The sequence below is a fragment of the Salipiger marinus genome, assembly GCF_035481585.1.
GTDB classification, from domain to species: domain Bacteria; phylum Pseudomonadota; class Alphaproteobacteria; order Rhodobacterales; family Rhodobacteraceae; genus Salipiger; species Salipiger marinus.
On record NZ_JAYKSL010000009.1, the window covers coordinates 85,724 to 108,864 of the forward strand.

24 protein-coding genes are annotated in these 23,141 nt (G+C 68.2%); 10 read left to right on the plus strand and 14 right to left on the minus strand.

Annotated features, from left to right (window positions below):
- Positions 1 to 263: 263 nt before the first annotated feature.
- Positions 264 to 1,154: a LysR substrate-binding domain-containing protein gene (locus tag VK682_RS13480; RefSeq protein ID WP_230795227.1), complete on the minus strand. Its 891-nt coding sequence runs from the start codon at positions 1,152 to 1,154 to the stop codon at positions 264 to 266.
- A 116-nt stretch (positions 1,155 to 1,270) separates the two neighbouring features.
- On the opposite strand from VK682_RS13480, the gene VK682_RS13485 reads away from it, so the two are divergent.
- Positions 1,271 to 2,491, plus strand: a complete 1,221-nt coding sequence (locus VK682_RS13485) for an acyl-CoA dehydrogenase (RefSeq protein WP_230795226.1) — start codon at positions 1,271 to 1,273, stop codon at positions 2,489 to 2,491.
- On the plus strand, positions 2,491 to 3,600 hold the full coding sequence (locus tag VK682_RS13490) for a CaiB/BaiF CoA transferase family protein (protein WP_230795225.1): 1,110 nt from the start codon (positions 2,491 to 2,493) through the stop codon (positions 3,598 to 3,600). Before VK682_RS13485 ends, VK682_RS13490 begins: the two co-directional genes overlap by 1 nt.
- Positions 3,601 to 3,702: 102 nt before the next feature.
- On the opposite strand, the gene trhA is transcribed toward VK682_RS13490, so the two are convergent.
- The 9 genes from trhA to VK682_RS13535 all read right to left on the minus strand — a co-directional run bounded on the left by trhA (position 3,703) and on the right by VK682_RS13535 (position 12,664).
- A complete protein-coding gene (gene trhA, locus VK682_RS13495; protein ID WP_230795224.1) occupies positions 3,703 to 4,350 on the minus strand; it encodes a PAQR family membrane homeostasis protein TrhA in 648 nt (215 codons plus the stop codon).
- 114 nt (positions 4,351 to 4,464) lie between these two features.
- Positions 4,465 to 6,654, minus strand: a complete 2,190-nt coding sequence (locus tag VK682_RS13500; RefSeq protein WP_230795223.1) for an FAD-dependent oxidoreductase — start codon at positions 6,652 to 6,654, stop codon at positions 4,465 to 4,467.
- Positions 6,651 to 7,076, minus strand: coding sequence for a hypothetical protein (locus VK682_RS13505; RefSeq protein WP_089846743.1), 426 nt, complete (start codon positions 7,074 to 7,076; stop codon positions 6,651 to 6,653). Before VK682_RS13505 ends, VK682_RS13500 begins: the two co-directional genes overlap by 4 nt.
- A gap of 2 nt (positions 7,077 to 7,078) precedes the next feature.
- A complete protein-coding gene (locus VK682_RS13510; RefSeq protein WP_230795221.1) occupies positions 7,079 to 8,290 on the minus strand; it encodes an acetyl-CoA C-acetyltransferase in 1,212 nt (403 codons plus the stop codon).
- A gap of 168 nt (positions 8,291 to 8,458) precedes the next feature.
- The gene (locus VK682_RS13515; protein ID WP_230795220.1) at positions 8,459 to 9,097 is read right to left on the minus strand and encodes a glutathione S-transferase family protein; all 639 of its coding nucleotides are present in this window, start codon (positions 9,095 to 9,097) and stop codon (positions 8,459 to 8,461) included.
- Between the two features lie 430 nt (positions 9,098 to 9,527).
- On the minus strand, positions 9,528 to 9,740 hold the full coding sequence (locus tag VK682_RS13520) for a hypothetical protein (RefSeq protein WP_089846749.1): 213 nt from the start codon (positions 9,738 to 9,740) through the stop codon (positions 9,528 to 9,530).
- Positions 9,741 to 9,790: 50 nt separating this feature from the next.
- A complete protein-coding gene (locus tag VK682_RS13525; RefSeq protein WP_230795218.1) occupies positions 9,791 to 11,572 on the minus strand; it encodes an acyl-CoA dehydrogenase C-terminal domain-containing protein in 1,782 nt (593 codons plus the stop codon).
- 60 nt (positions 11,573 to 11,632) lie between these two features.
- Entirely contained in the window at positions 11,633 to 12,040 is a 408-nt protein-coding gene (locus VK682_RS13530) for a MerR family transcriptional regulator (protein WP_089846753.1), read from the minus strand.
- A 234-nt stretch (positions 12,041 to 12,274) separates the two neighbouring features.
- Entirely contained in the window at positions 12,275 to 12,664 is a 390-nt protein-coding gene (locus VK682_RS13535; protein ID WP_230795217.1) for a MerR family transcriptional regulator, read from the minus strand.
- Positions 12,665 to 12,785: 121 nt separating this feature from the next.
- Between VK682_RS13535 and VK682_RS13540 the strand changes: the two genes are divergently transcribed.
- From VK682_RS13540 to trpB, 4 genes are all read left to right on the plus strand, one after another.
- Positions 12,786 to 13,211, plus strand: a complete 426-nt coding sequence (locus VK682_RS13540; protein ID WP_230795216.1) for a PaaI family thioesterase — start codon at positions 12,786 to 12,788, stop codon at positions 13,209 to 13,211.
- Positions 13,208 to 13,717, plus strand: coding sequence for a PaaI family thioesterase (locus VK682_RS13545; RefSeq protein WP_089846759.1), 510 nt, complete (start codon positions 13,208 to 13,210; stop codon positions 13,715 to 13,717). Before VK682_RS13540 ends, VK682_RS13545 begins: the two co-directional genes overlap by 4 nt.
- A 91-nt stretch (positions 13,718 to 13,808) precedes the next feature.
- Positions 13,809 to 15,128 (plus strand): MATE family efflux transporter, encoded by a 1,320-nt coding sequence (locus VK682_RS13550; RefSeq protein WP_230795215.1) that lies wholly within the window; start codon positions 13,809 to 13,811, stop codon positions 15,126 to 15,128.
- Positions 15,129 to 15,253: 125 nt separating this feature from the next.
- Entirely contained in the window at positions 15,254 to 16,474 is a 1,221-nt protein-coding gene (gene trpB / locus VK682_RS13555; protein ID WP_089846764.1) for a tryptophan synthase subunit beta, read from the plus strand.
- A 99-nt stretch (positions 16,475 to 16,573) separates the two neighbouring features.
- Here trpB and VK682_RS13560 read toward each other — a convergent pair whose 3' ends face one another.
- Both VK682_RS13560 and pth read right to left on the minus strand, forming a co-directional pair.
- Positions 16,574 to 16,945: a DUF2237 family protein gene (locus VK682_RS13560; protein WP_230795214.1), complete on the minus strand. Its 372-nt coding sequence runs from the start codon at positions 16,943 to 16,945 to the stop codon at positions 16,574 to 16,576.
- 25 nt (positions 16,946 to 16,970) lie between these two features.
- The gene (gene pth, locus VK682_RS13565; RefSeq protein WP_230795213.1) at positions 16,971 to 17,675 is read right to left on the minus strand and encodes an aminoacyl-tRNA hydrolase; all 705 of its coding nucleotides are present in this window, start codon (positions 17,673 to 17,675) and stop codon (positions 16,971 to 16,973) included.
- A 77-nt stretch (positions 17,676 to 17,752) separates the two neighbouring features.
- Here pth and hmuQ point away from each other — a divergent pair, with 77 nt between their 5' ends.
- Entirely contained in the window at positions 17,753 to 18,064 is a 312-nt protein-coding gene (gene hmuQ / locus VK682_RS13570) for a heme-degrading protein HmuQ (RefSeq protein WP_089846770.1), read from the plus strand.
- Between the two features lie 57 nt (positions 18,065 to 18,121).
- Here hmuQ and VK682_RS13575 read toward each other — a convergent pair whose 3' ends face one another.
- On the minus strand, positions 18,122 to 18,736 hold the full coding sequence (locus VK682_RS13575) for a 50S ribosomal protein L25/general stress protein Ctc (protein ID WP_089846772.1): 615 nt from the start codon (positions 18,734 to 18,736) through the stop codon (positions 18,122 to 18,124).
- A gap of 168 nt (positions 18,737 to 18,904) precedes the next feature.
- Between VK682_RS13575 and VK682_RS13580 the strand changes: the two genes are divergently transcribed.
- The gene (locus tag VK682_RS13580; RefSeq protein WP_230795210.1) at positions 18,905 to 20,044 is read left to right on the plus strand and encodes an MFS transporter; all 1,140 of its coding nucleotides are present in this window, start codon (positions 18,905 to 18,907) and stop codon (positions 20,042 to 20,044) included.
- Between the two features lie 24 nt (positions 20,045 to 20,068).
- On the opposite strand, the gene VK682_RS13585 is transcribed toward VK682_RS13580, so the two are convergent.
- Positions 20,069 to 21,235, minus strand: a complete 1,167-nt coding sequence (locus VK682_RS13585; RefSeq protein WP_089846776.1) for an alpha-hydroxy acid oxidase — start codon at positions 21,233 to 21,235, stop codon at positions 20,069 to 20,071.
- Between the two features lie 124 nt (positions 21,236 to 21,359).
- On the opposite strand from VK682_RS13585, the gene VK682_RS13590 reads away from it, so the two are divergent.
- Both VK682_RS13590 and argC read left to right on the plus strand, forming a co-directional pair.
- Positions 21,360 to 22,133: a ZIP family metal transporter gene (locus VK682_RS13590; RefSeq protein WP_089846778.1), complete on the plus strand. Its 774-nt coding sequence runs from the start codon at positions 21,360 to 21,362 to the stop codon at positions 22,131 to 22,133.
- A 65-nt stretch (positions 22,134 to 22,198) separates the two neighbouring features.
- On the plus strand, positions 22,199 to 23,116 hold the full coding sequence (gene argC / locus VK682_RS13595) for an N-acetyl-gamma-glutamyl-phosphate reductase (protein WP_230795209.1): 918 nt from the start codon (positions 22,199 to 22,201) through the stop codon (positions 23,114 to 23,116).
- The last annotated feature ends 25 nt before the right edge of the window (positions 23,117 to 23,141 follow it).

A 23,141-nucleotide genomic window follows, 5' to 3' on the forward strand; every position in this document is an offset into this window, starting at 1 on the left:
GGGCTCTGCCCCCGTCCGCCACAGGCGGACAATACAGGGGAAGGGGGCTCTGCCCCCGTCCGCCATAGGCGGACAAAGTAAGCAAGAGGGGGCTCTGCCCCCGTCCGCCATAGGCGGACAAAGTAAGCAAGAGGGGGCTCTGCCCCCGTCCGCCATAGGCGGACAAAGTAAGCAAGAGGGGGCTCTGCCCCCGTCCGCGTGCCGCGGACTCCCCCGGGATATTTCAGCCAAGAAGAAGCAGGGGATGCGGTCGGCGCGGTGGGTCAGTGGGCGATTTCGGCGAGAAGCCAGCGGCGGAAGGCATCGACCTGCGGCATGTCGCGGCTGCGTTCCGGCACGATCAGCGCGTAGCTTTCGCCGGTGGCGAAGCGGCGCGGCGCGGCGAGGCACAGCGTGCCTGCGGCCAGCGCCGGGCGGGCGACGATCTCTGGCACCAGACCCACGCCCAGACCCGCCTGCGCCGCATCCAGCACCATGTCGAAATGGTCGAACCGCGCGCCGCGCAGGATGCGCCGGGCATCGGTGGCGCTGTCGCGGAACCAGTCGAGCCAGAGCGTGGGGCGGGTCGACTGCTGCAGCAGCGGCAGATCCAGCAGGTCGGTCTCTGACAGCTGGGCGCGTCCGGCCATCAGCACGGGGGCCGCGACCACAACCAGATCCTCGGCCAGCACGGGTTCGGCATGGGTTCCGGCACTTTCATGCTGGCTGCGCATAAGCGCCAGATCGAACGGGTCGCGGGCAAAATCCACAGGATCAAGCCGGGCAGAGACATCAAGGCTGGTCTCGGGGGCCGCCTGCGCAAATCCCGGCAGCCGCGGGATCAGCCAGCTGCGGGCGAAGCTGGGCAGCACCGCCAGCCGCAGCACCGTGTCGCGCCCGCCAAAGGCCATGATGCCCATGGCCGCGCCATCAAGCTGCTGCAGCAGCGATTCCGCCTGTGGCAGAAAGGCGTGACCGGCGGCAGACAGCACCAGCCGCTGCCGCACCCGCAGGAACAGCGCCACGCCCAGCCGGTCCTCCAGCGCGGTCAGCGAGCGGGAGATCGCGCTTTGCGTCAGGTTCAGGCTTTCGGCGGCCATGGTGGTGCTGCCGCGCCGGGCGCAGGCGACAAAGGCGTCAAGCTCGCCGACGCTGGGGGTATAGGGTTTGCGCATGCCGAGGGCTCCTTGCCGCAGATTATGAGTTTTCCGCATGATGTGCGCAAATTAAATCGTTTCCGTCGGAGGGCGCGCGCGGCTAGGCTGCGGGCAAATCCAGCAAGGAGCCTGCCATGACCGATCTGTCGCATCTCAAGCCCAAGGAACGGCCCGACCTCTCTTCTTTTTCGTGGGAGGACCCGTTTCTGATCGACAGCCAGCTTGAGGAAGAAGAGCGGATGATCCGCGACAGCGCCTTTGCCTTCGCGCAGGAGAAGCTGCTGCCGCGCGTCCAGCAGGCCTATATGAGCGAGGAAACCGACCCCGCCATCTTTGCGGAGATGGGCGAACTGGGCCTGCTGGGATCAACCATCCCCGAGGAATATGGCGGCATCGGCGCGGGCTATGTGGCCTATGGTCTGGTCGCGCGCGAGGTGGAGCGGGTCGACAGCGGCTACCGGTCGATGATGTCGGTGCAGTCCAGCCTCGTGATGTATCCGATCTATGCCTATGGCACCGAGGCGCAGCGGATGAAATACCTGCCCAAGCTTGCCTCCGGCGAATGGATCGGCTGTTTCGGGCTGACCGAGCCCGATGCGGGCAGCGATCCGGCGGGGATGAAGACCCGCGCCATCAAGACCGAGGGCGGCTATGTGCTGAAGGGATCCAAGATGTGGATCTCGAACGCGCCCATTGCCGATGTCTTCGTGGTCTGGGCCAAGTCCGAGGCGCATGGCGGCAAGATCCGCGGCTTCGTGCTGGAAAAGGGCATGAAGGGCCTGTCGGCGCCGAAAATCGGCGGCAAGCTGTCGCTGCGCGCCTCCATCACCGGCGAGATCGTGATGGAGGATGTGGAAGTGGGCGAAGACGCGCTGCTGCCCAATGTCGAGGGGCTGAAAGGCCCGTTCGGCTGTCTGAACCGCGCGCGCTATGGCATCGCCTGGGGCGTGATGGGGTCTGCGGAATTCTGCTGGCATCAGGCGCGCAGCTACGGGCTTGACCGCAAGCAGTTCAACAAGCCGCTGGCCGGCACGCAGCTTTACCAGAAAAAGCTCGCCGACATGCAGACCGAGATCACGCTGGGCCTGCAGGCGGCGCTGCGCGTGGGTCGGCTGATGGACGAGGGCCGCGCCGCGCCCGAGATGGTGTCGCTGATCAAGCGCAACAACTGCGGCAAGGCGCTGGATATCGCGCGCATGGCGCGGGACATGCATGGCGGCAACGGCATCCAGATCGAATATGGCGTGATGCGCCATGCCGCCAACCTTGAGACGGTGAACACCTACGAGGGCACGCATGACGTGCATGCGCTGATCCTTGGCCGCGCGCAGACCGGCCTGCAGGCGTTTTTCTGATGCAGCTGCCGCCGATGCAGGGGGTGCGCGTCATCGAGCTGGCGCGTATCCTCGCCGGCCCCTGGGCGGGTCAGGTGCTGGCCGATCTGGGCTGCGAGGTCATCAAGGTGGAATCGCCCGACGGCGATGACACGCGGCGCTGGGGTCCGCCCTTCATCGAGCGCGAGGGCGACCGGTCTGCGGCCTATTTCCATGCCACCAATCGCGGCAAGCGGTCGGTGGTGGTGGATTTCCGCACGCCGGAAGGTCAGGCGCAGGTGCGCGAGCTGGTGGCCGGGGCCGATGTGGTCATCGAGAATTTCAAGCTGGGCGGCCTGCGCAAATACGGGCTGGATTATGACAGCCTGCGCGAGGTCAATCCGGGGCTGGTCTACTGTTCCATCACCGGCTTCGGGCAGGACGGGCCCTATGCCGAACGAGCGGGTTATGATTTCCTGATTCAGGGCATGGCGGGCTGGATGGATCTGACCGGCGATCCGGCGGGCGATCCGCAGAAGGTGGGCGTGGCCTTTGCCGATATCTTCACCGGGCTTTATGCGGTGATCGGCATTCAGGCGGCGCTGGCCGCGCGGGCGCGCACCGGGCGCGGCCAGCTGGTCGACATGGCGCTGCTGGACGTGGCGGTGGGGGTGCTGGCCAATCAGGGCATGAATTACCTCGCCACCGGGCGGGCGCCGCGCCGTCTGGGCAATGCCCATCCCAATATCGCGCCCTATGAGGTGCTGCCGACCGGAACCGGCGAGATCATTCTGGCGGTGGGCAATGACGGGCAGTTCGCCCGCCTCTGCGGGGTGCTGGGGCTGGATCTGGCCACGGATCCGCGCTTTGTGACCAACGAGGCGCGGGTGGCGCATCGCGATCTGCTGCGCCCGGCGCTGGTGACGGCGCTTGCAGGCTGGGAGCGCGAGGCGCTGCTGGCGGCGCTGGAGGCGGCGACCGTGCCTGCGGGGCCGATCAACGCGCTGGATCAGGTCTTTGCCGATCCGCAGGTGGTGGCGCGCGGCATGGCGATCGAGGCCGAGGGCGTGCCGGGCCTCCGCACGCCGATCCGGTTTTCCGACACGCCGCTGGCGCCCTTGCGCGCGGCGCCCAAGCTGGGCGCGGGCTGACCGGAGCCCGCCTGCGAAAGGCAGACCAGATGTAGGAGGGGGCTCTGCCCCCGCCTGCGCTGGCGCGCAGGCTCCCCCGGAGTTTAGGGGCAAGATGAAGGGTCAGTGCGTCTGCGTCACGAGGATCACCGCGACGTAATGCGCGGCGGCGGCGGCCAGCACGTGCAGGTGCCAGATGGCGCGGGCATAGGGCAGCCCGTCGCGGTGGTAGAAGACCGTGCCCACCGTATAGGTGAGCCCCCCTGCCAGCAGCAGCGCCAGTGCAAGGGGCGGCAGGCTGTGGACCAGCGGCCAGATGGCAAGCAGGCCCAGCCAGCCCTGTCCGAGATAGAGCACGAACCCCGCCCGGTCCCAGCGCGGGAAAAAGCACAGCTTCATCACGAGGCCGATCAGGGCCAGCCCCCATGTGGCCAGTGTCAGCGCGGTGCCCTGCCAGCCGCCGAGCCCGAGCAGCGCCAGCGGCGTATAGGTGCCCGCGATCAGCAGGAAGATCGCCGCATGGTCGAGGCGGCGCAGGATCGCGCGGCTGGGGGCGTGCAGCGTGAGGTTATAGGCGGCGGACAGGGAAAAGGACGCAATCAGCCCCAGCGCGTAAAGCGCCAGCGGCCAGAAACTGTCGCCGCGCCCGGTGAGGCTGGCCCAGACCAGAAGGCCGGTGACCCCGGCGATGGCTGCTGCCACGCCGAGCACGAGCAGGACGCCATCGGCGATCTGTTCGCGCAGGCTGTGCTGCAGGATGTAACGGGTCATCGGCGGGTGTCCTGACGGGGGCGGAAGGCCCTCTGCCGTCCCAACGCGGAGACCCGCCCCAGCGGCGGCGGCGCTGCGGTCAAAACCGCGCGAGCCGCCGCGAGCGGGCCGGGCTCAGGCGGCCTGATCCTCCGGGGCGGGGTAGAAGCAGCGCCCGTCCTCGGCCATGTCGCGCAGCAGCGCCGGGCAGGCGAAACGCGGGCCATGGCGGGCCGCCAGAGCCTCGCACCGCTCTGCCGCATAGGGCGCGCCCAGCATGTCGAGCCAGCCGAAGGGGCCGCCCGACCATGGCGCGAAGCCCCAGCCAAGGATCGCGCCCACATCGCCTTCGCGGATGTCGGTCAGCACGCCGTCCTGCAGCGCGCGCACCGCTTCCAGCCCCTGCACGAAGAGCAGCCGTTCCTGCACCTCTTGCAGGTCGGGCTGGTGGTCTGCCAGCGGCCAGTGCTGGCCCAGCCCCTCCCAGAGGCCGAGCCGCGTGCCGGTTTCGTCATAGCTGTAGAACCCCGCCTTGGCCTTGCGGCCCAGACGCCCCGCTTCGGCCATCCGGGCCAGCACCGCCTCGACTTCGGCATCGGGATAGGCGTCGCCTAAGGCGGCGCGGGTGGCCTTGGCGATCTTCAGGCCAAGGTCGATGGAGGTTTCGTCCACCAGCTGCAGCGGGCCGAGCGGCATGCCGACCAGTTTTGCGGCGTTTTCGATCAGGGCGGGGGCCGTGCCTTCGCGCAGCAGCCGCAGGCCTTCGTTGAGATAGGGCAGGATGCAGCGGTTGGCGTAGAAGAACCGCGCGTCATTGACCACGATCGGGGTCTTGCGGATCTGGCGGACAAAATCCAGCGCCTTGGCCACGGCATGTTCGCCGGTGGCCTTGCCCCGGATGATCTCTACCAGTGCCATCTTGTCCACCGGCGAGAAGAAATGGAGGCCGATGAACCGCTCCGGCGCGTCGGAGGCGCGGGCGAGATCGGTGATCGGCAGGGTCGAAGTGTTGGTGGCGAAGATGCAGTCCGGGCCAAGATGGGCGAGGGCGGCGCGCGTCACCTCGGCCTTGATCTGCGGATCCTCGAACACCGCCTCGATCACCAGATCGCAGCCCGCAAGCAGGGCATGATCGGCGCCGGTGGTGAGGCGGGCCAGCACGGCGTCTTTCTGGTCAGGCGTGGTCCTGCGGCGGGCGATGCCCTTGTCGAGCGTGGCTGCGGCATAAGCGCGGCCCTTCTCTGCCGCCTCGGGCGTGCGGTCGAGCAGCACCACCTCGATCCCCGCCTGTGCCGCGACCAGCGCGATGCCCGCGCCCATCATGCCCGCGCCGATCACGCCCAGCTTCGCCACCGCCTGATCGGGCAGGGCGGGACGGCTGGCGCCTTTTTCCAGCGCCTGCTTGCTGAGAAACAGCGACCGGATCATCGCGGTGGAGGAGGGGTTGAGCAGTACATGGGTGAACCAGCGCGCCTCGATCTTCAGCGCGGTGTCGAACGGCACCAGCGCGCCTTCATAGACCGCCGACAGCAGCGCCTTTGCGGCGGGATAGACACCCTTGGTCTTGCCCATCACCATGGCCGAGGCGCCCACGAAGGTCATGAACCCCGCCGGGTGATAGGGCGCGCCGCCGGGCATCCGGTAGCCTTTCTGATCCCACGGTTTCACCAGATCGGCGTCCTTGGCCGTCAGCACCCAGTCGCGGGCGGCGGCGACCGGATCGGAGACCACCTCGTCGATCAGGCCTGCCGCCTTGGCCCGGGCGGGATCCAGCAGCTTGCCCTCCAGCAGATAGGGGGCGGCAGCCATGGCGCCAAGCCTGCGCACCAGCCGCGTGGTGCCGCCCGCGCCGGGGAAGATGCCGACCTTGATCTCTGGCAGCCCGATCTTGGCCTTGGGCTGATCGGCGGCAAAGATGCGGTGGCAGGCCAGCGGCAGTTCGAAGCCAAGCCCGAGGGCGGTGCCGGGCAGGGCGCAGGCGACGGGTTTGCCGCCCTTGCCCCGCGGATCCATTCCGGCGCGTTCGATGCGGCGCAGCACGGCATGGATCCGCATCACCCCGTCGAACAGCCCACGCGCGGGGTCGTCCCCGCCGCCGTCGCGCATCGCCGCGATCACGCCCAGATCCATGCCCCCCGCAAAGCTGTCCGGCTTGCCGGACGTGATCACGATGCCCCGGATGGCGGGATCCGCCAGCGCCTGCGCGATCAGCGCGTCAAGCTCGGCAAAGCCGTCAAGGCTCATCACGTTCATGGATCTGCCGGGCGTGTCCCAGACGATCAGCGCCACGCCCTCGGCATCGGGGATCAGGGTGAAATCGGTCATGTCTTGCCCTCGCGTGTGGGATGGGTGCCGGTCCAGCTGTGATGGCCAAGCGCGTTGAGGATCGACGACATGCGCCAGCCCTCCGGGGTGGCATGGATCAGCGCGGAGGAGATATAGGGCGGCGTCACGCGCTGGCCCCGGCACAGCAGCTGCGTTTCATAGGTGCCGATCCATGTGCCGTCGCGGCAGTCTTCCAGCGAGATCGGGCGGCGATACACCTCGTCGACGCAGAGGATGCGTTCGGACTCGAGATAAAGCTCGAAATTCCGCGCCAAGGCTGCCTCGTCGGGCAGCAGCACCGGGCCGTCCCGGGTGACCAGCGAAAAGGGCAGCAGGATCCGCGACCGCCACAGGGCGAAATCGAACCGCGTGAAGCAGGCCGAGATGTCGTCCAGAAAGGCGCGGAACTCTGCCTCGGTCATGGTCAGACCCGTTCGAGGATGGTGGCGGCCCCCATGCCGGAGGCGACGCAGAGCGTGACAAGCCCGGTCTGCTGGCCGGTCCGCTCCAGCTCGTCGAGCAGGGTGCCGATCAGCATGGCGCCGGTGGCGCCCAGCGGATGACCCATGGCGATGGCGCCGCCATTGACATTGACCCGGGCGGGATCGACCGCGAAGGCCTGCAGAAAACGCAGCACCACGGCGGAAAACGCCTCGTTCACCTCGAAAAGGTCGATGTCGCGGACCGTCATCCCCGCCTCGCGCAGGATCTTTTCGGTCACCGGCACCGGGCCCGTCAGCATGAGCGTGGGATCGGTGCCGATCTTGGCGGTGGCGCGGATGCGGGCGCGGGGGCGCAGGCCATGGGCCTCGCCAAAGGCGCGCGAGCCCACCAGCACCGCCGCCGCCCCGTCCACGATGCCGGAACTGTTGCCCGCGTGGTGGATATGGTGGATGCGCTCCAGATCGGGGTATTTCATCAGGGCCACGGCATCAAAGCCGGGCAGGGCCTCGCCCATCTCGCGGAAAGCGGGCTTCAGCTGCGACAGCGCCGCCATGTCGGTGCCGGGGCGCAGGGCCTCGTCGTGGTCAAGCAGGGTCAGGCCGTTGATGTCGGTGACCGGCACCACCGACCGCGCAAACCGCCCCTCGGCCCAGGCCTGCGCGGCGCGGCGCTGGCTTTCCACCGCCAGCGCGTCGGCCTCGTCGCGGGAAAACCCGTAGCGGGTGGCGATGAGGTCGGCAGAGATGCCCTGCGGCACAAAATGGCTGGCCATGGCAAGGCTCGGATCGGCGGCGATGGCGGCCCCGTCCGAGCCCATGGCCACACGGCTCATCATCTCGACCCCGCCCGCGATATAGGCCGCCCCCGCGCCGCCACGGATCTGGTTGGCGGCAAGGTTCACCGCCTCCAGCCCCGAGGCGCAGAAGCGGTTGATCGACAGGCCGGGGATGGCCTCGTCAAGCCCGGCGGCCAGCACGGCAGAGCGGGCAAGGCAGCCGCCCTGTTCGCCCACCTGCGTGACATTGCCCCAGATCACATCTTCCACCGCCGCACCGTCCAGCCCGTTGCGCCGCGCCAGCGTCTCCAGCATCAGGGCCGACAGCCGCAGACTGGTGACCTCGTGCAGCGCCCCGTCGGCACGGCCCCGGCCCCGCGGGCTGCGCAGCGCGTCATAGATATAGGCGTCGGTCATGGCATGGGATCCCTCAGACGGTCGCGGATACCCCGGTGTGGCGGCGGAGCCCCCTCTCGATCAAGGGTGACGTGACGGCGCGTTCAGGTAAAGCGGAACCTGCGCGCCAGTCGCGGCCTGCTCAGGCGCGGCGCCCTAGGGAACCGCGCCAGCCATCGCCCCCGGGGTTCAGGCCCGGTCGGCCGGAGAGCCGGGCATCAGGTCATAGGGATGTTTCCAGCCGGGCAGGGCTTCGATCCCCGACAGCCAGCGGTCGATCTGCGGCCAGTCGGCGCGGGCAAAGCCAAAGGGCTCGGGGTAGAACAGATAGCCGCAGCAGGAGAAATCGGCATTGCTGGGGCCGCTGCCGACGATCCAGTCCCGCCCGGCCAGATGGCTGTCCAGCACCTGATAGGCGGCGCGCAGACGGCCCTGCATGAAGGCGATCACCTCGGCGGGCCGCTTGTCCTCGGGCAGGAAGTTCATCAGGAAGCGGGTCATCCCGGCCTGAGAGCTGAGCTTGTGATTGTCCCAGAGCATCCAGCGCAGCACCTCGCGCCGCTCCTCCGCCGTCTCGCCACCAAACCGGCCCGATTTTTCGGTGACATAGGACTGGATCACGCCGGACTGGCTCAGCCGCAGCGCCCCGTCCACCAGCACCGGGACTTCGCCCATCTCGTTGACCTCGGCGCGGTATTCCGGCGCGCGGGTCGCGCCGCCAAAGAAATCGACCTTCACCGGGGTCCAGTCCAGTCCCGACAGCGCCAGCGGCAGGGCCGCCTTGTAGGCGTTGCCGGATTCTCCGAAGCAGTAAAGTTGCATGGTCATGATGCGGTCCTTGTGTTGCGCATGTGGCGCGGGCAGCGGTGGGGGCTTCGCGCCCCCACACCCCCGCGGAGTTTAGGGGCAAGATGAAGAAAAAGCGCAGAATTTTACCGAATCTTAAAGGCTTGTCGCGCAATTTGTAGCTGCGTCGCAGACTGGAGAGTTGAGCGGCGTGCAAGGTGAAGCCCCGCTGCCCGGCCTGTGTTCCGCCGGGCGGTCTGACCGGGTGGCGGGGTCGACCGAGTGCAGCCCGGATGACGATGGGCCCGATGTGCGGTCAGCGCTTTCATCTTGCCCCTAAACTCCACGGGGGTCCGGGGGTGTGAAACCCCCGGCCTTCCGCTCTCGCAAGGCGGGGCGCCGGGGCGCTGATCTCTGAACATCCCATGCGTTGCATCTCTTCCGCTTGCGGTCGGACGTATGCCTATTCTCTTCAGCGCTTGCGTTCTTCCAGCTCGCTGTTGAACAGGCGCAGCCGGTGGGTCAGCAGCTCCGTGTCGGTGACGCTGTCGAAGTTCTCGAACAGAAACGACAGCGCCTCGCCTTCGTCCAAACCGGCGGAGGCTGCAAAACTTCTGAGCCGACGGTAGGCGTCTTCGGTCAGGGCGACCGGAATGCGGCGGGTCAGTCGGAAACGTCTGGGCATGAGGGCACTCCGGCGGTCCGGTGGCGGCAAAGGATGCTACTATCGTTCCATCAGAAGGCCGTGGCGTCCAGTGCCATGACCGGGGACGCGCCGCTTTTGATCTGGGCGAGGTGGGTGCGGGTCAGGGGCAGTTGGCGGGCCATGTAATACCGCCCCGTGGCGAGTTTTGCTGTCAGGAACTCCGGATCCCCCCGTCCCGCCGCGAGCGCCTCCCGCGCGGCTTGGGCCATGCGCAGCCACATGTAGCCCAAACCCACATGCCCCGCGAGATGCAGGAAATCGGTGGAGCCGGCCAGCACCTCCTCAGGGGCGCTGGCGGCATGGTCCAGAAAGAACAGCGCCGCCGCGCGCAGATCCGCCGTGGCCGTCTGCAGCGGGATCAGGAACTCCGCATCCCATGCCGCGTCCTGGCCTATCTGCGGGGCCACCAGCCGGTCGATGCGGTCGAACAGCGCCCTGATCGGCCTGCCGCCTTCGGCGCCAAGCTTGCGGCTCACCAGATCCAGCGCCTGCACGCCATTCGTGCCTTCGTAGATCATCGCGATGCGGGCATCGCGGACAAATTGCGGCATGCCGCTGTCCTCGATATAGCCATGGCCGCCGAACACCTGCTGCGCGGCCACCGTGGCGTCGAAGCCGCGATCGGTCAGGAAGCCCTTGATCACCGGCGTCAGCAGCGAGACCAGCCCCTGCGCCGCCGGGTCGGGGAGGCGCTCCGCCTCGTCGATCAGCTGCGCGCCCCAGAAGGTGAAGGCCCGCGCGCCCTCGACAAAGCTCTTCTGGTCCATCAGCAGGCGGCGGATGTCGGGATGCACGATCAGCGGGTCGGCGGCGCCCTGCGGATTCGCGGCCCGCCGGGGCGCCCGGCCCTGCAGGCGCTCGCGCGCATAGGCCACGGCGGCCTGGCTTGCCACCGCCGCCTGCGCATAGCCCTGCAGCCCCACGCCGATCCGGGCCTCGTTCATCATGGTGAACATGGCGCGCATGCCCTTGTGCGCCTCGCCCAGCAGAAAGCCGGTGGCGCCGTCGTAATCCATGACGCAGGTGGCATTGCCGTGAATGCCCATCTTCTCTTCCAGCTTGCCCACCGACAGTGCGTTGCGGGCGCCAGGGCGTCCCGCCGCGTCGGGCAGGAACTTGGGAACGATGAACAGCGACACGCCTCTGGTGCCCTCCGGGCCGCCGGGGATCTTGGCCAGCACCAGATGCACCACGTTTTCGGCCAGATCGTGATCCCCGGCAGAGATGAAGATCTTCTGCCCGGTGATCCGGTAGCTGCCATCGGCCTGCGGATCCGCCCGCGTGCGCATCAGGCCCAGATCGGTGCCGCATTGCGGCTCGGTCAGGTTCATGGTGCCGGTCCAGTCGCAGCGCACCAGCCGGGGCAGATACAGCGCCTTCTGCGCCTCGGTGCCATGGGCATGGATGGCCGAGCAGGCGCCATGGGTCAGGCCCTGATACATGTTGAACGCCATGTTGGCGGAGGAAAACATCTCGCCCACTGCGGTGGCCAGCAGATAGGGCAGGCCCTGTCCGCCATAGGCCGGGTCGCAGTCGAGCGCGGGCCAGCCGCCCGCGCGCAGCTGGTCAAAGGCGGCGCGGAACCCGTCGGGCGTGCGCACCATGCCCTTGTCCAGCACGCAGCCCTGCCGGTCGCCGGTCCGGTTCAGCGGGGCCAGCACCTCTTCCGCCAGCTTGGCCGCCTCGCCGAGAACGGCCGCCGTGGTGTCGCGGTCCAGATCCTCGTAGCCCGGAACGGCCCCCGTCCCCAGCGACAGGACGTCATGCAGGACAAAAAGCATGTCCGCGACGGGGGCCTTGTAGGTTGGCATCGGATCTCCTCCTCTCCTCTGCCGGTCCTTGCTCTGCCGGTCCTCCCTGCCAGCCCCGGCTCAGCCCGCCTTGCGCTGCTGGGTCTGCTGGCTCTGGGACAGCATCCGCTCGGCCCAGGCAAGCTGCTCTTTCAGCTCGTCGATGGCACCGGACAACTCGTCGCGCTGGCGCTGCATTTCGGCCAGCCGCTCCTGTGCGATGTCATAGGTCCGGGCCAGCTGGACCTGCTGCCCCTCGCCGGTGTCATAAAGCTCCAGAAGCTGGCGGATGTCCTCAAGGCTGAAGCCGAAGCGCTTGCCGCGCAGGATCAGCTTCAGCCGCGCCCGGTCGCGCCGGGTAAAAAGCCGCTTCTGGCCGTCGCGCAGGGGGAACAGCAGTTCCTTCTGCTCGTAGAATCTCAGGGTCCGGGGGGTGACTTCGAAAAGATCACACATCTCTCGGATGGTCATGGTGGTGTCGGGGTTCATGTGGTGTGTGCCTCACTCTGCGTAAGCTGCAGGGGGAGGTGCGGTCTTGCCTGCCATCATACAATGGGATTTTCAGACCAAACCATCGGGACGCGGCGTCACTTGCAAGTTTACGTAACTTCCTTTCGCGTCACCTGAAGGAGCAGGAATTTTCTTTCCGATCGATTTGATCAAATTGACGGGGGCGCGCCGGATCCCGGCAGGAACAGCGGCCCCAAAGGGCTTCGGGCCGCCTCAGCTGCTCGAATCGTCGGCCTTTTTCAGATAGGCGGCGGTCTGGTCGCGCAGATCCACCAGCTCGGTCAGCGCCTCGTCGATGAGGCGGCGCTGGCTGCGCAGCTCTTCCATCTGCGCATCGGCCATCGTGACCCAGGCACGCATCTGCGCCTCGTTGCCTTCGCGCTCGTAGATCAGCAGCCACTGCCGGATGTCCTCCAGCGGAAAGCCGAACCTGCGCCCGCGCAGGATCAGCGTCATCCGCGCCACCTCGCGCGCGCCATACCAGCGGGCGCGGCCCTCGCGCGCGGGGCTCAGCAGCTCGATATACTCGTAATAGCGCAGCGTCCGTGGCGTGACCTCGAAGCGCTCGCACATCTCCTTGAAGCTCAGTCGGGTCTCGCTCATCGCGTCCTCCTTGCGGGCGAGACCCTAGTGCGGGGACATGCAGGTGGCAATGCTTGCCGCCCGGCGCTTGCAGCCCGACCGGGCGCGGCCCATAAAGAGCCGTCCGAACGGAGACCATGCCATGACCAGCGACCGGATCGCGCACGCCCGCAGCTTCATCGACCAGATCCCGCAGGCCCGCGCGCTGGGGCTGGAAATCCTGTCGATCGGCGAGGGGCGCGCGGAAATCCGCATGCCGTGGTCGGCGGATCTGGTGGGCGATCCGGAAACGGGCGTGATCCATGGCGGCGCCGTCTCCACGCTGATGGACACCTGCGGCGGGGCGGCGACGCTGGCCCATCCCGCGGCCCCCGCCGCCACCGCCACCATGAGCCTGCGCATCGATTACCTGCGCGCGGCCACGCCCGGACAGGCGATCACCGCGCAGGCCGAATGCCACCACGTCACCCGGTCGGTGGCCTTTGTCCGCGCCGTGGCGCTGGACGAGGACACCCGGCGCCCGGTCGCCACCGCCACCGGCACCTTCACCATGGAGCCCTCCGCATGAGCCGTCCGCGCCCCGATCCCGTGCAGGTGGTCAAGCAGCGCCGCGACACCGCGCTGCGCGCGCTGGCCAGCGGCGTGCCCTATGTGCGGTTTCTGGACATCAATTTCGACCGGCGCGGCGACGAGCTGACCGCCGTGATGAGCTATGATGACAAGCTGATCGGCAATCCGCATCTGCCCGCGCTGCATGGCGGGGTGACGGCGGCGCTGCTGGAGGTCACCTCGATCATCACGCTGGGCTGGACGGTGATCTGGGAGGATCTGGAAAGCGGCGCGCTGTCGCTTGACGCGCTGGAGGCGGGGCGGCTGCCGCGCCTGCCCAAGACCATCGATTTCACCGTGGATTACCTGCGTTCCGGCCTGCCGCGCGATGCCTATGCCCGCGCCCGCGTCACCCGGCAGGGCCGCCGCTATGCCAGCGTGCATGCCGAGGCGTGGCAGGACAACCGCGCCCGCCCCATCGCGCAGGCGGTGGCGCATTTCCTGATGCCGCGCGGCCAGACCTGACCCTTCATCTTGCCTGAAAAACTCCGGGGGAAAGCTGCGGCACGCAGCTTGGGGGCAGAGCCCCCTGCAGCCCCGCCCTGAGGAGCCCCCGATGACCGCCCCGGATCCCCGCCTGAGCCATGGCCGCGTGCTCAAGATCGCGCTGCCGATCCTGCTGTCCAATGTCACCGTGCCGATCCTTGGCGCGGTGGACACGGCGGTGGTGGGCCAGATCCCCGCACCCGAACCCATCGCGGCGGTGGGGGTGGGGGCCATCGTGCTGTCGGCGATCTACTGGACCTTCGGCTTCCTGCGCATGGGCACGGTGGGGCTGACCGCGCAGGCCGCCGGCACCGGCGACCGGACCGAAGTGCAGGCGCTGCTGCTGCGCGCGCTGCTGCTGGGGCTGGCGGGGGGCGTGCTGCTGATCCTGCTGCAGGGGCTGATCTTTCGCGCGGCCTTCGCCGTCTCGCCCGCCAGCGCCGAGGTCGAGGCCATGGCGCGCAGCTACATGGGCATCCGCGTCTGGTCGGCGCCCGCCGCCATCGGGCTTTACGGCATCACCGGCTGGCTCATCGCGCAGGAGCGCACGCGGGCGGTGCTGGTGCTGCAGCTGTGGATGAACGGCGTGAACGTGGTGCTGGATCTGGCGCTGGTGCTGGGCTTCGGCATGGGGGTGGAGGGCGTGGCCATCGCCACCTTCGTGGCGGAATGGTCGGGGCTCGCCATGGGGCTGTGGCTCTGCCGGGCGGGGCTTGGGGGGGCGCGCCGCCTGAGCGCCGCGCAGGTGCTGGATCCGCGGCGGCTGCGGCACATGGCGGCGGTCAATGGCGACATCCTGATCCGCTCGCTGCTGCTGGAGGCGATCCTTGTCTCCTTCCTGCTGGTGGGGGGGCGGTTCGGCGACGTGACGCTGGCCGCCAATCAGGTGCTGCTGCAGTTCCTGATGATCACCGCCCATGCGCTGGACGGCTTCGCCTTCGCCGCCGAGGCGCTGGTGGGGCAGGCGGTGGGGGCGCGCAATCTGGCGCGGCTGCGGCGCGGCGCGGGGCTCGCGGCGCTCTGGTGCGGGGTGGTGGCGGCGGTGCTGGGGCTGGTGTTCTGGCTGGGCGGCGCGGGGCTGGTGCGGCTGATGAGCGCCGATCCGCAGGTGCAGGCCATGGCGCTGACCTATCTGCCCTGGGTGATGCTGACGCCGCTTTTTCAGGTGGCGGCGATGATGTTCGACGGCATCTTCATCGGCGCCACCCGGTCGGGGGACATGCGCAACATGATGGCGGTGTCGGCGCTGATCTATGCGGGCGTGCTGGCGCTGGCGCTGGCGCCTCTGGGCAATCACGGGCTGTGGCTGGCCTTTCAGGTGTCGTTTCTGGCGCGCGGGCTGACGCTGGCGCTGCGCTATCCGGCGCTGGAACGGTCGGTGATGGCGTAAGGGGGGCGCTGCCCCCCTGTGACCCCCCGGGATATTTGGGGCCGAAGGAAGCGCAGGGCGCTTCGGCTCTGGCCAATGACGCCCTGCGTGGATTAGACAGGGAAAACTTCCGCAGGAGAGGCGCAATGGACGATCTGGTCAATTCCTTCATGACGGGCCCGGACGAGCAGGGCCGCTTCGGCATCTATGGCGGGCGCTTCGTGTCCGAGACGCTGATGCCGCTCATTCTGGAGCTTGAGGCGCAGTATGAGCGTGCCAAGACCGATGACAGCTTCTGGTCGGAGATGGATTTCCTCTGGAAGCACTATGTGGGCCGTCCCTCGCCGCTCTATCATGCCGAGCGGCTGAGCGCGCAGCTGGGCGGCGCCAAGGTCTATTTCAAGCGCGACGAGCTGAACCATACCGGCGCGCACAAGATCAACAACGTGCTGGGCCAGATCATTCTGGCGCGGCGCATGGGCAAGACCCGCATCATCGCCGAAACCGGCGCGGGCCAGCATGGCGTGGCGACCGCCACGGTCTGCGCCAAGTTCGGGCTGAAATGTGTGGTCTATATGGGCGCGCATGACGTGGAGCGGCAGCAGCCCAACGTGTTCCGCATGCGTCTGCTGGGCGCCGAGGTGATCCCGGTGACCTCTGGCCGCGGCACGCTGAAGGATGCGATGAACGACGCGCTGCGCGACTGGGTGACCAATGTGCGCGACACCTTCTACTGCATCGGCACGGTGGCGGGGCCGCATCCCTATCCGGCCATGGTGCGCGATTTCCAGTCGATCATCGGCAAGGAGACGCGCGAGCAGATGATGGAGGCCGAGGGCCGTCTGCCCGACACGCTGGTGGCGGCGATCGGCGGCGGGTCCAACGCCATGGGCCTGTTCTATCCGTTCCTTGACGATCCGGAGGTGCGGATCATCGGTGTCGAGGCGGGCGGCAAGGGCGTGAACGAGAAGATGGAGCATTGCGCCAGCCTGACCGGCGGGCGCCCCGGCGTGCTGCATGGCAACCGCACCTATCTGCTGCAGGACGATGACGGGCAGATCCTTGAAGGCTTCTCGATCTCGGCGGGGCTGGATTATCCGGGCATCGGGCCGGAACATGCATGGCTGCATGACACGGGCCGGGCGGAATATGTCTCGATCACCGACCGCGAGGCGCTGGAGGCGTTCCAGCTGTCCTGCGCCACCGAAGGCATCATCCCCGCGCTGGAGCCCAGCCATGCGCTGGCGCATGTGACGAAGATCGCACCGAGCCTGCCCAAGGATCACCTGATCGTCATGAACATGTGCGGGCGGGGCGACAAGGACATCTTTGCCGTGGCCAAGCATCTGGGCGTCGATCTGGGCTGATCCGGCAGGCCTGACCGGCAGCGGCCGCCCTCTGGGGCGGCCGTTGGCATGTCGGGGGAGAGGTTTGGAGCGCGGTCTGGCTGCCGCGTGCCGGGGGCCTCAGTCGACCCTGTGCAGCTCGAGGATTTCCAGCGGCACCACGTCCAGCGCCTTGAGATGGGTGGAATCGAGCCGCACGCCCGGGGCGCAGCCTTCTTCATGGGCCTGCAGGAAGCGCAGCGCGCAGAGGCACCACTGGTCGCCCGGCTTCAGCCCCGGAAAGCGCAGCCCCGGGCGCGCCGTGCTGAGGTCATTGCCGACATATTTGGAATAGGCGAGGAATTCCTTGGTCATCACGGCGCAGACCGTGTGGCTGCCGCTGTCCTCGACACAGCTGTTGCAGTGCCCGTCGCGGAAATAGCCGGTGAGCGGATCGACCGAACAGGGGTGAAGCGGCTGTCCCATCACGTTGTGGGCGGGATATTTCTGCATCGCAGTCTCCTTGGGCCGGGCGGCGCTAGCGGAAGCGGTCCGCGAGCCTTTGCAGCGGGTTGCGGGTGTCGGGCGCGGGCTCTGCCTGCGGGGCGGGACGTTCCGGCGCGGCGGCGGGGGCAGGCGCGGCGGGGGCCGGGGCGGCGGTCTTGGAGGAGCGGGCGGGGGCGACGCGCAGCGCCACGGCGTTCTGGAACCGGCCCGTATCGCCTGCCGCCAGCGCCGGGGCACCATCGGAGATGCCGCGCAGCAGATCGTCAAGCCAGTCTTCTTCGGCCTTGGCGAAGTCGTGCAGCACATAGCCCGCCACCGCCTCCTTGCGGCCGGGATGGCCGATGCCGAGCCGGACGCGGTGATAGGCCTCGCCGATATGGGCATGCAGCGAGCGCAGGCCGTTATGGCCCGCATGGCCGCCGCCGGTCTTCACCCGGCATTTGCCGGGGGCCAGATCCAGCTCGTCATGAAAGACGGTGATCTCGGCGGGGGTCAGCTTGAAAAAGCGCATGGCCTCGCCCACCGACTGGCCGGAATTGTTCATGAAGGTCTGCGGCTTGAGCAGCAGCACCTTTTCCTGTCCCAGCCGTCCCTCGGCCACCTCGCCCTGAAACCGGGCCCGCCACGGGGTGAAGCCGTGATCCTCGGCAATGCGGTCCAGAGCCATGAAGCCGATATTGTGCCGGGTCCGGGCGTATTTGCCGCCGGGATTGCCGAGCCCTGCCAGAATCTGCACTGTCGCGTCTCCGTTCTGCGCCCATACCGCCCTAGATAGGGTGGGACAGGCGATAACACAGAGACAAAGGAGAGGCCATGTATCTGACCATGAACCGGTTCCGGGTGGTGCCCGACCGCGCCGCGGAGTTCGAGGAGATGTGGAAAAGCCGCGACAGCCATCTCAAATCCGTGCCGGGATTCCGCAGCTTCGCGCTGCTGCGCGGCCCCGACCGCGGGGATCACGTGCTTTACGCCTCGCACACCGTCTGGGCGGACGAGGAAAGCTTTGCCGCATGGACCCGGTCGGAGGCGTTCCGGGCCGCACATCGCGGCGCCAAGTCCAGCGACGGCATGTATCTGGGCCCGCCCGAGCTGGAGCTGTTCGACGCGGTGCAGGTTCTGGAGTGACCAAATGCAAACGGCCCCGCCAAGGCGGGGCCGTGCACATCGTCCGGACCGGGAAGATTATTCCTCGGCGGCCTCTTCTTCGTCCGCGTCATCGGCCAGCAGGCCGCGCGGGGCGGAGATGTTGGCGATCACGAAGTCACGCTCCACGGTGGGCGTCACGCCTTCGGGCAGGGTCACGTCGCTGATGTGGATGACGTCGCCCATCTTGCGGCCATCCAGATCCACGGTGATGTGGTCCGGAATCTCGGCTGCCAGCACGTTGAGTTCCACCTCGGGGCGAACCACGGTCAGCACGCCGCCGCGCTTCAGGCCGGGGCTCTTGTCCTCGTTGATGAAATCGACGTGGATGAACAGGTTGATCCGCGTGGTGCGGCGCAGGCGCATCAGGTCGACATGGGTCGGCAGATCCTTCACCACGTCGCGCTGCACGTCGCGGCAGATCACGCGCACGTCGTCATGGCCTTCGACCTTCAGGTTGAAGAGCGTCGACTTGAACCGACCGGCCTTCAGGCGCTTCAGCAGCGCGTTGAACGGGATCTGGATCGCAAGCGGCTCTTTTTCGCCACCAAAGACAATCCCCGGAACCATGCCGTCACGACGGGCCTGCCGAGCGGCGCCCTTGCCCGTCCCCGACCGTTCCAGGGCTTCGAGATCAGGAATCTCACCAGCCATATTATTTCTCCACAGATAAGGGCAGGGTGCCTCCAAGGCTGTCACCCCGCGATGAAGGCTGCCCCTTAGACCGAAACGCCGCGTCGGGCAAGAGCCCGCGCGCGGAATCTGTGCCGGGCGGGGGCGCGGGTTCTGGACGCGGGGCGCGCGGCGTGCAAGGTCGGCGCCATGACCCTGCTGCATGACCTTCGCCTGATCCGCCGCCCCGTTGCCGCCTTTGCCGCCATCGGCGTGTGCTGGGGTGCCTTTGCGGGGGTGGTGCCCGCGCTGAAGCTGCAGGCGGGCATGTCGGACGGGGCGCTGGGGGCGGCCATGCTGGTGGCGACCTTCGGCGCGGTGGCCGCCATGTGGCTGGCGCCGCAGGCCGAGGCCCGGCTGGGCCGTCAGGCCATGCCGGTCTTTGCGCTGCTGCTGGGGCTGGGGTTCTCGCTGCCGGGGCTGGCGGGATCCACCGCGCAGTTCGCGGCGGCGATGCTGGTCTGTGCTGCAGCGGCGGGCACGCTGGACGTGGCGATGAACACGCATCTGGCGGGGCTGGAGGCGCGGTCGGGCCGTCCGCTGATGAACCTTGCCCATGCCAGCTATTCGCTGGTCTATGCCGGGGCGGCGCTGGCGGCGGGGATCGCGCGCGGCGCGGGCCTGCCGGTCTGGGCGATCTTTCTGGGCGCGGGGGCGGTCACGCTGCTGCTGGCGCTGGCGACGCGCGGCGCCAAGGCCGCCGCCGAGCCCGAGATGGCCCCCGCCGGATCCGCCGCCGTGCCATGGCTGCTGGTGCTGCCCGCCGGTCTGGTGATCTGCGTGGGCTTTCTGTCCGAACAGGCGACAGAGGCTTGGTCGGCGCTGCATCTGGAGCGCAATCTGGGCGCCGATGCCGTGGGCGGCGCGCTGGCGCCGACGCTGCTGGGGCTGACCATGGGCATCGGGCGGCTGACCGGGCAGGGGCTGGTGCAGCGGCTGGATGTGGGCCGGGTCATGGCCGCAGGCGCCACGCTTGCGGCAGCGGGGGCCGTGCTGGCGGCGCTGGCGCCCACGGCGCTGATGGGCTGGGCGGGCTTTGCGGTGCTGGGGCTTGGCGTGTCGGTGCTGGCGCCCATGGCCTATGCGTGGCTGGGGGTGCGGCTGCAGCCGGCGGCCCGGGCGCGGGCGATTTCGCGCGCGACGGTGGTGGGCTATGCCGGGTTCTTCCTTGGCCCGCCGCTGATGGGCGGCCTGTCGGAACTCTTTGGCCTGCGCGTGGCCTTTGGTGCGGTGGCGCTGCTGCTGCTGGTGCTGCCGCTGGTCCTGCTGCCTGTGATGGCGCGGCGCTAGGGCCGCGCCACCACTGGTTCCGGCTCAATCCTCCCAGTCGCCGGAAAACCCCTTGGGGATCATCAGAATGTCGCGGTCGACCGTGTCAAGCTGGGTGCGCCCGCACAGCGCCATGGAGGTATCAAGCTCCTTGTGGATCACCTCCAGCGCGCGGGTCACGCCCGCCTCGCCCATGGCGCCCAGCCCGTAGATATAGGCGCGCCCGATCCAGCAGCCCTTGGCCCCCATGGCCACCGCTTTCAGCACATCCTGCCCCGAGCGCACGCCGCTATCAAGATGCACCTCGATGCGGTCGCCGACCGCGTCCATGATCGGCGCCAGCGCCCGGATCGAGCTCAGCGCCCCGTCCAGCTGCCGCCCGCCATGGTTGCTGACCACGATGGCATCGGCGCCCACATTGCAGGCCTCCAGCGCGTCGCGCGGGTCGATGATGCCCTTGATGATCAGCGGGCCGTCCCACATGCGGCGGAATTCGCGGATGCGGTCCCAGTCCAGCGCCTGATCGAAGCTTTGCGCGGTCCATGTGGTCAGCGAGGACGGATCGTTCACGCCCTTGGCATGGCCCACGATATTGCCGAAGAACCGCCGCTTGGTCTGCAGCATCTCCAGGCCCCATGGCACCTTGGTCATCATGTTGGCCACGGATTTCGGCGTCAGCTTGGGCGGGGCGGACAGGCCGTTCTTCAGATCCTTGTGGCGCTGGCCCAGAATCTGCAGGTCGACCGTGATCACGGCGGCAGAACATTTTGCCGCCTTCGCCCGGTCGAACAGGCGCTTCATGTAATCGTCGTCCTTCAGCGTGTAGACCTGCATCCAGAACGGCTTGTCGGTGTTTTCGGCCACATCCTCGATCGAACAGATCGACATGGTGGACAGGCAGTAGGGCACGCCGAACCGGGCGGCGGCACGGGCGGCGAGGATCTCGCCATCGGCATGCTGCATCCCCGTCATGCCCACGGGGGCCAGCGCCACCGGCATCGCCACGTCCTGCCCGATCATCCGGCTTTTGGTGGACCGCCCGGTCATGTCCATCGCCACCCGCTGCCGCAGGTAAAGCTTGCTGAAATCCGAGCAGTTCTCGCGGAAGGTCTGTTCGGTCCAGCTGCCCGATTCGCAGTAGTCGTAGAACATCTTCGGCACCCGGCGCCGGTAGAGGCGCTTGAGGTCCGCGATTTCGGTGATTACGGGCATGTTTGGTCCGTCCTCCGCAATGTGGTCAGGATTCCTTACCGCCTGAGGCGCGGTGACGCAATGATCCGCGCTTGCCCCTGCGGCGTAAGCGGAGTCTGCTGCGGCAAAACAGGCAGGAGGCGGCATGCTGGACATCCTCTGGGGCACAGGCGGCGGCGCGGTGGCGGCGCTGGCCACGACATTGGGCGCGCTGCCCGCCGTGGTGGGGCGGCGCATGTCGCAGGGCACGCAGGACATGATGCTGGGCTTTGCGGCGGGGGTGATGCTGTCGGCGGCCTATTTCTCGCTGATCCTGCCGGGGATCGAGGTGGCTGAGGCGCGCAGCGGCTCGGTCTGGATCGCGGCGGGGATCGCGGCGGCGGGCATTGCACTGGGGGCGGCCTTTGTCGGCTGGCTGAACGCGTCGATCCCGCACGAACATTTCCGCACCGGCCCCGAAGGGGGCGCCGATCAGGCAAAGCTTGCGCGGATCTGGCTTTTCGTGCTGGCCATCGCCATCCACAACTTCCCCGAGGGCCTGTCCATCGGCGTGGCCTTCGGGCTGGACCGGGCCAATGGCATATCGGTGATGACCGGGATTTCGCTGCAGGACATTCCCGAAGGGCTGGCCGTGGCGGTGGCGCTGGTGGGTCTGGGCTATTCCCGGCGCAAGGCGCTGGCCTACACCGCGCTGACCGGAATGGTCGAGGTGCTGGGGGCGTTTGTGGGGGTGATCGCGGTTTCGGTCAGCGCGGCGCTGCTGCCTTGGGGGCTGACCTTCGCGGCGGGGGCGATGCTCTATATCATCAGCCACGAGATCGTGCCCGAAACCCATCGCAACGGCCATCAGATGCGGGCGACCACGGGGCTGATCTTTGGCCTGATCCTGATGATGTTTCTGGACGTGACACTGGGCTAAGCGCGGTTCCCAACGGGTGCGCGCTCTGCTATGCGGGGCGCGTCCCGGTCCAAGGAGCAAAGCCCATGGCACACAAGGTTTTTATCGACGGCGAGGCAGGCACCACCGGCCTGCAGATCCGCGAGCGGCTGGAAGGCCGCGCCGACATCGCGCTGGTGCAGGTTGACCCTGCGCGCCGCAAGGATGCGGGCGCGCGCGCCGAGGCGCTGGCCGAGGCCGAGGTCGCCATCCTGTGCCTGCCCGACGATGCCGCGCGCGAGACCGTGGACCTGGCCCGGGCGCATGGCACCCGGATCATCGATGCCTCCACCGCGCATCGCGTCGCCGAAGGCTGGGTCTTCGGCTTTGCCGAAATGGCGCAGGGCCAGCGCGCGGCGATTGCCGGGGCGCAATATGTGTCGAACCCCGGCTGCTGGTCCACCTGCGCCATCGCGCTGATCCGGCCATTGGTGGCGGCGGGGGTCATCGACGCGGGTCAGCCGCTGTCGATTTCCGGGGTGTCGGGCTATACCGGCGGCGGCAAGTCGATGATCGCGGAGTATGAATCCGGCGAGGCGTCGGGGTCGTTCCTTTATGCCGCGGCGCAGGGCCACAAGCACCTGCCGGAGATCCTCAAGCACGGGCTGCTGACGGCGCTGCCAAGTTTCGTGCCTTCGGTCGGCGCCTATGCGCAGGGCATGGCGGTGGCGCTGCATCTGCCCGCCCTTGGACCCGACGGTTTCGCCCGCGCCGAGGCGGCGCTGCGCGCGGCCTATGAGGGCGAGCGTTTCGTGTCGGTGGTCGCGGCCTCCGAGAACGAGCCGCGCGTGATGCCGCAGCGGCTGAACGGCACCAACCGGCTGGATCTGTCGGTGCATGGCAATCCGGAGACCGGGTCGGCGGTGCTGCTGGCGGTGCTGGACAATCTGGGCAAGGGCGCCTCTGGCGCCGCCGTGCAGAACCTCAACATCATGCTGGGCGTCGACGAGGGCGCCGGGCTTTGACAGCGGCGGGGGGGGGGGGGGGCCT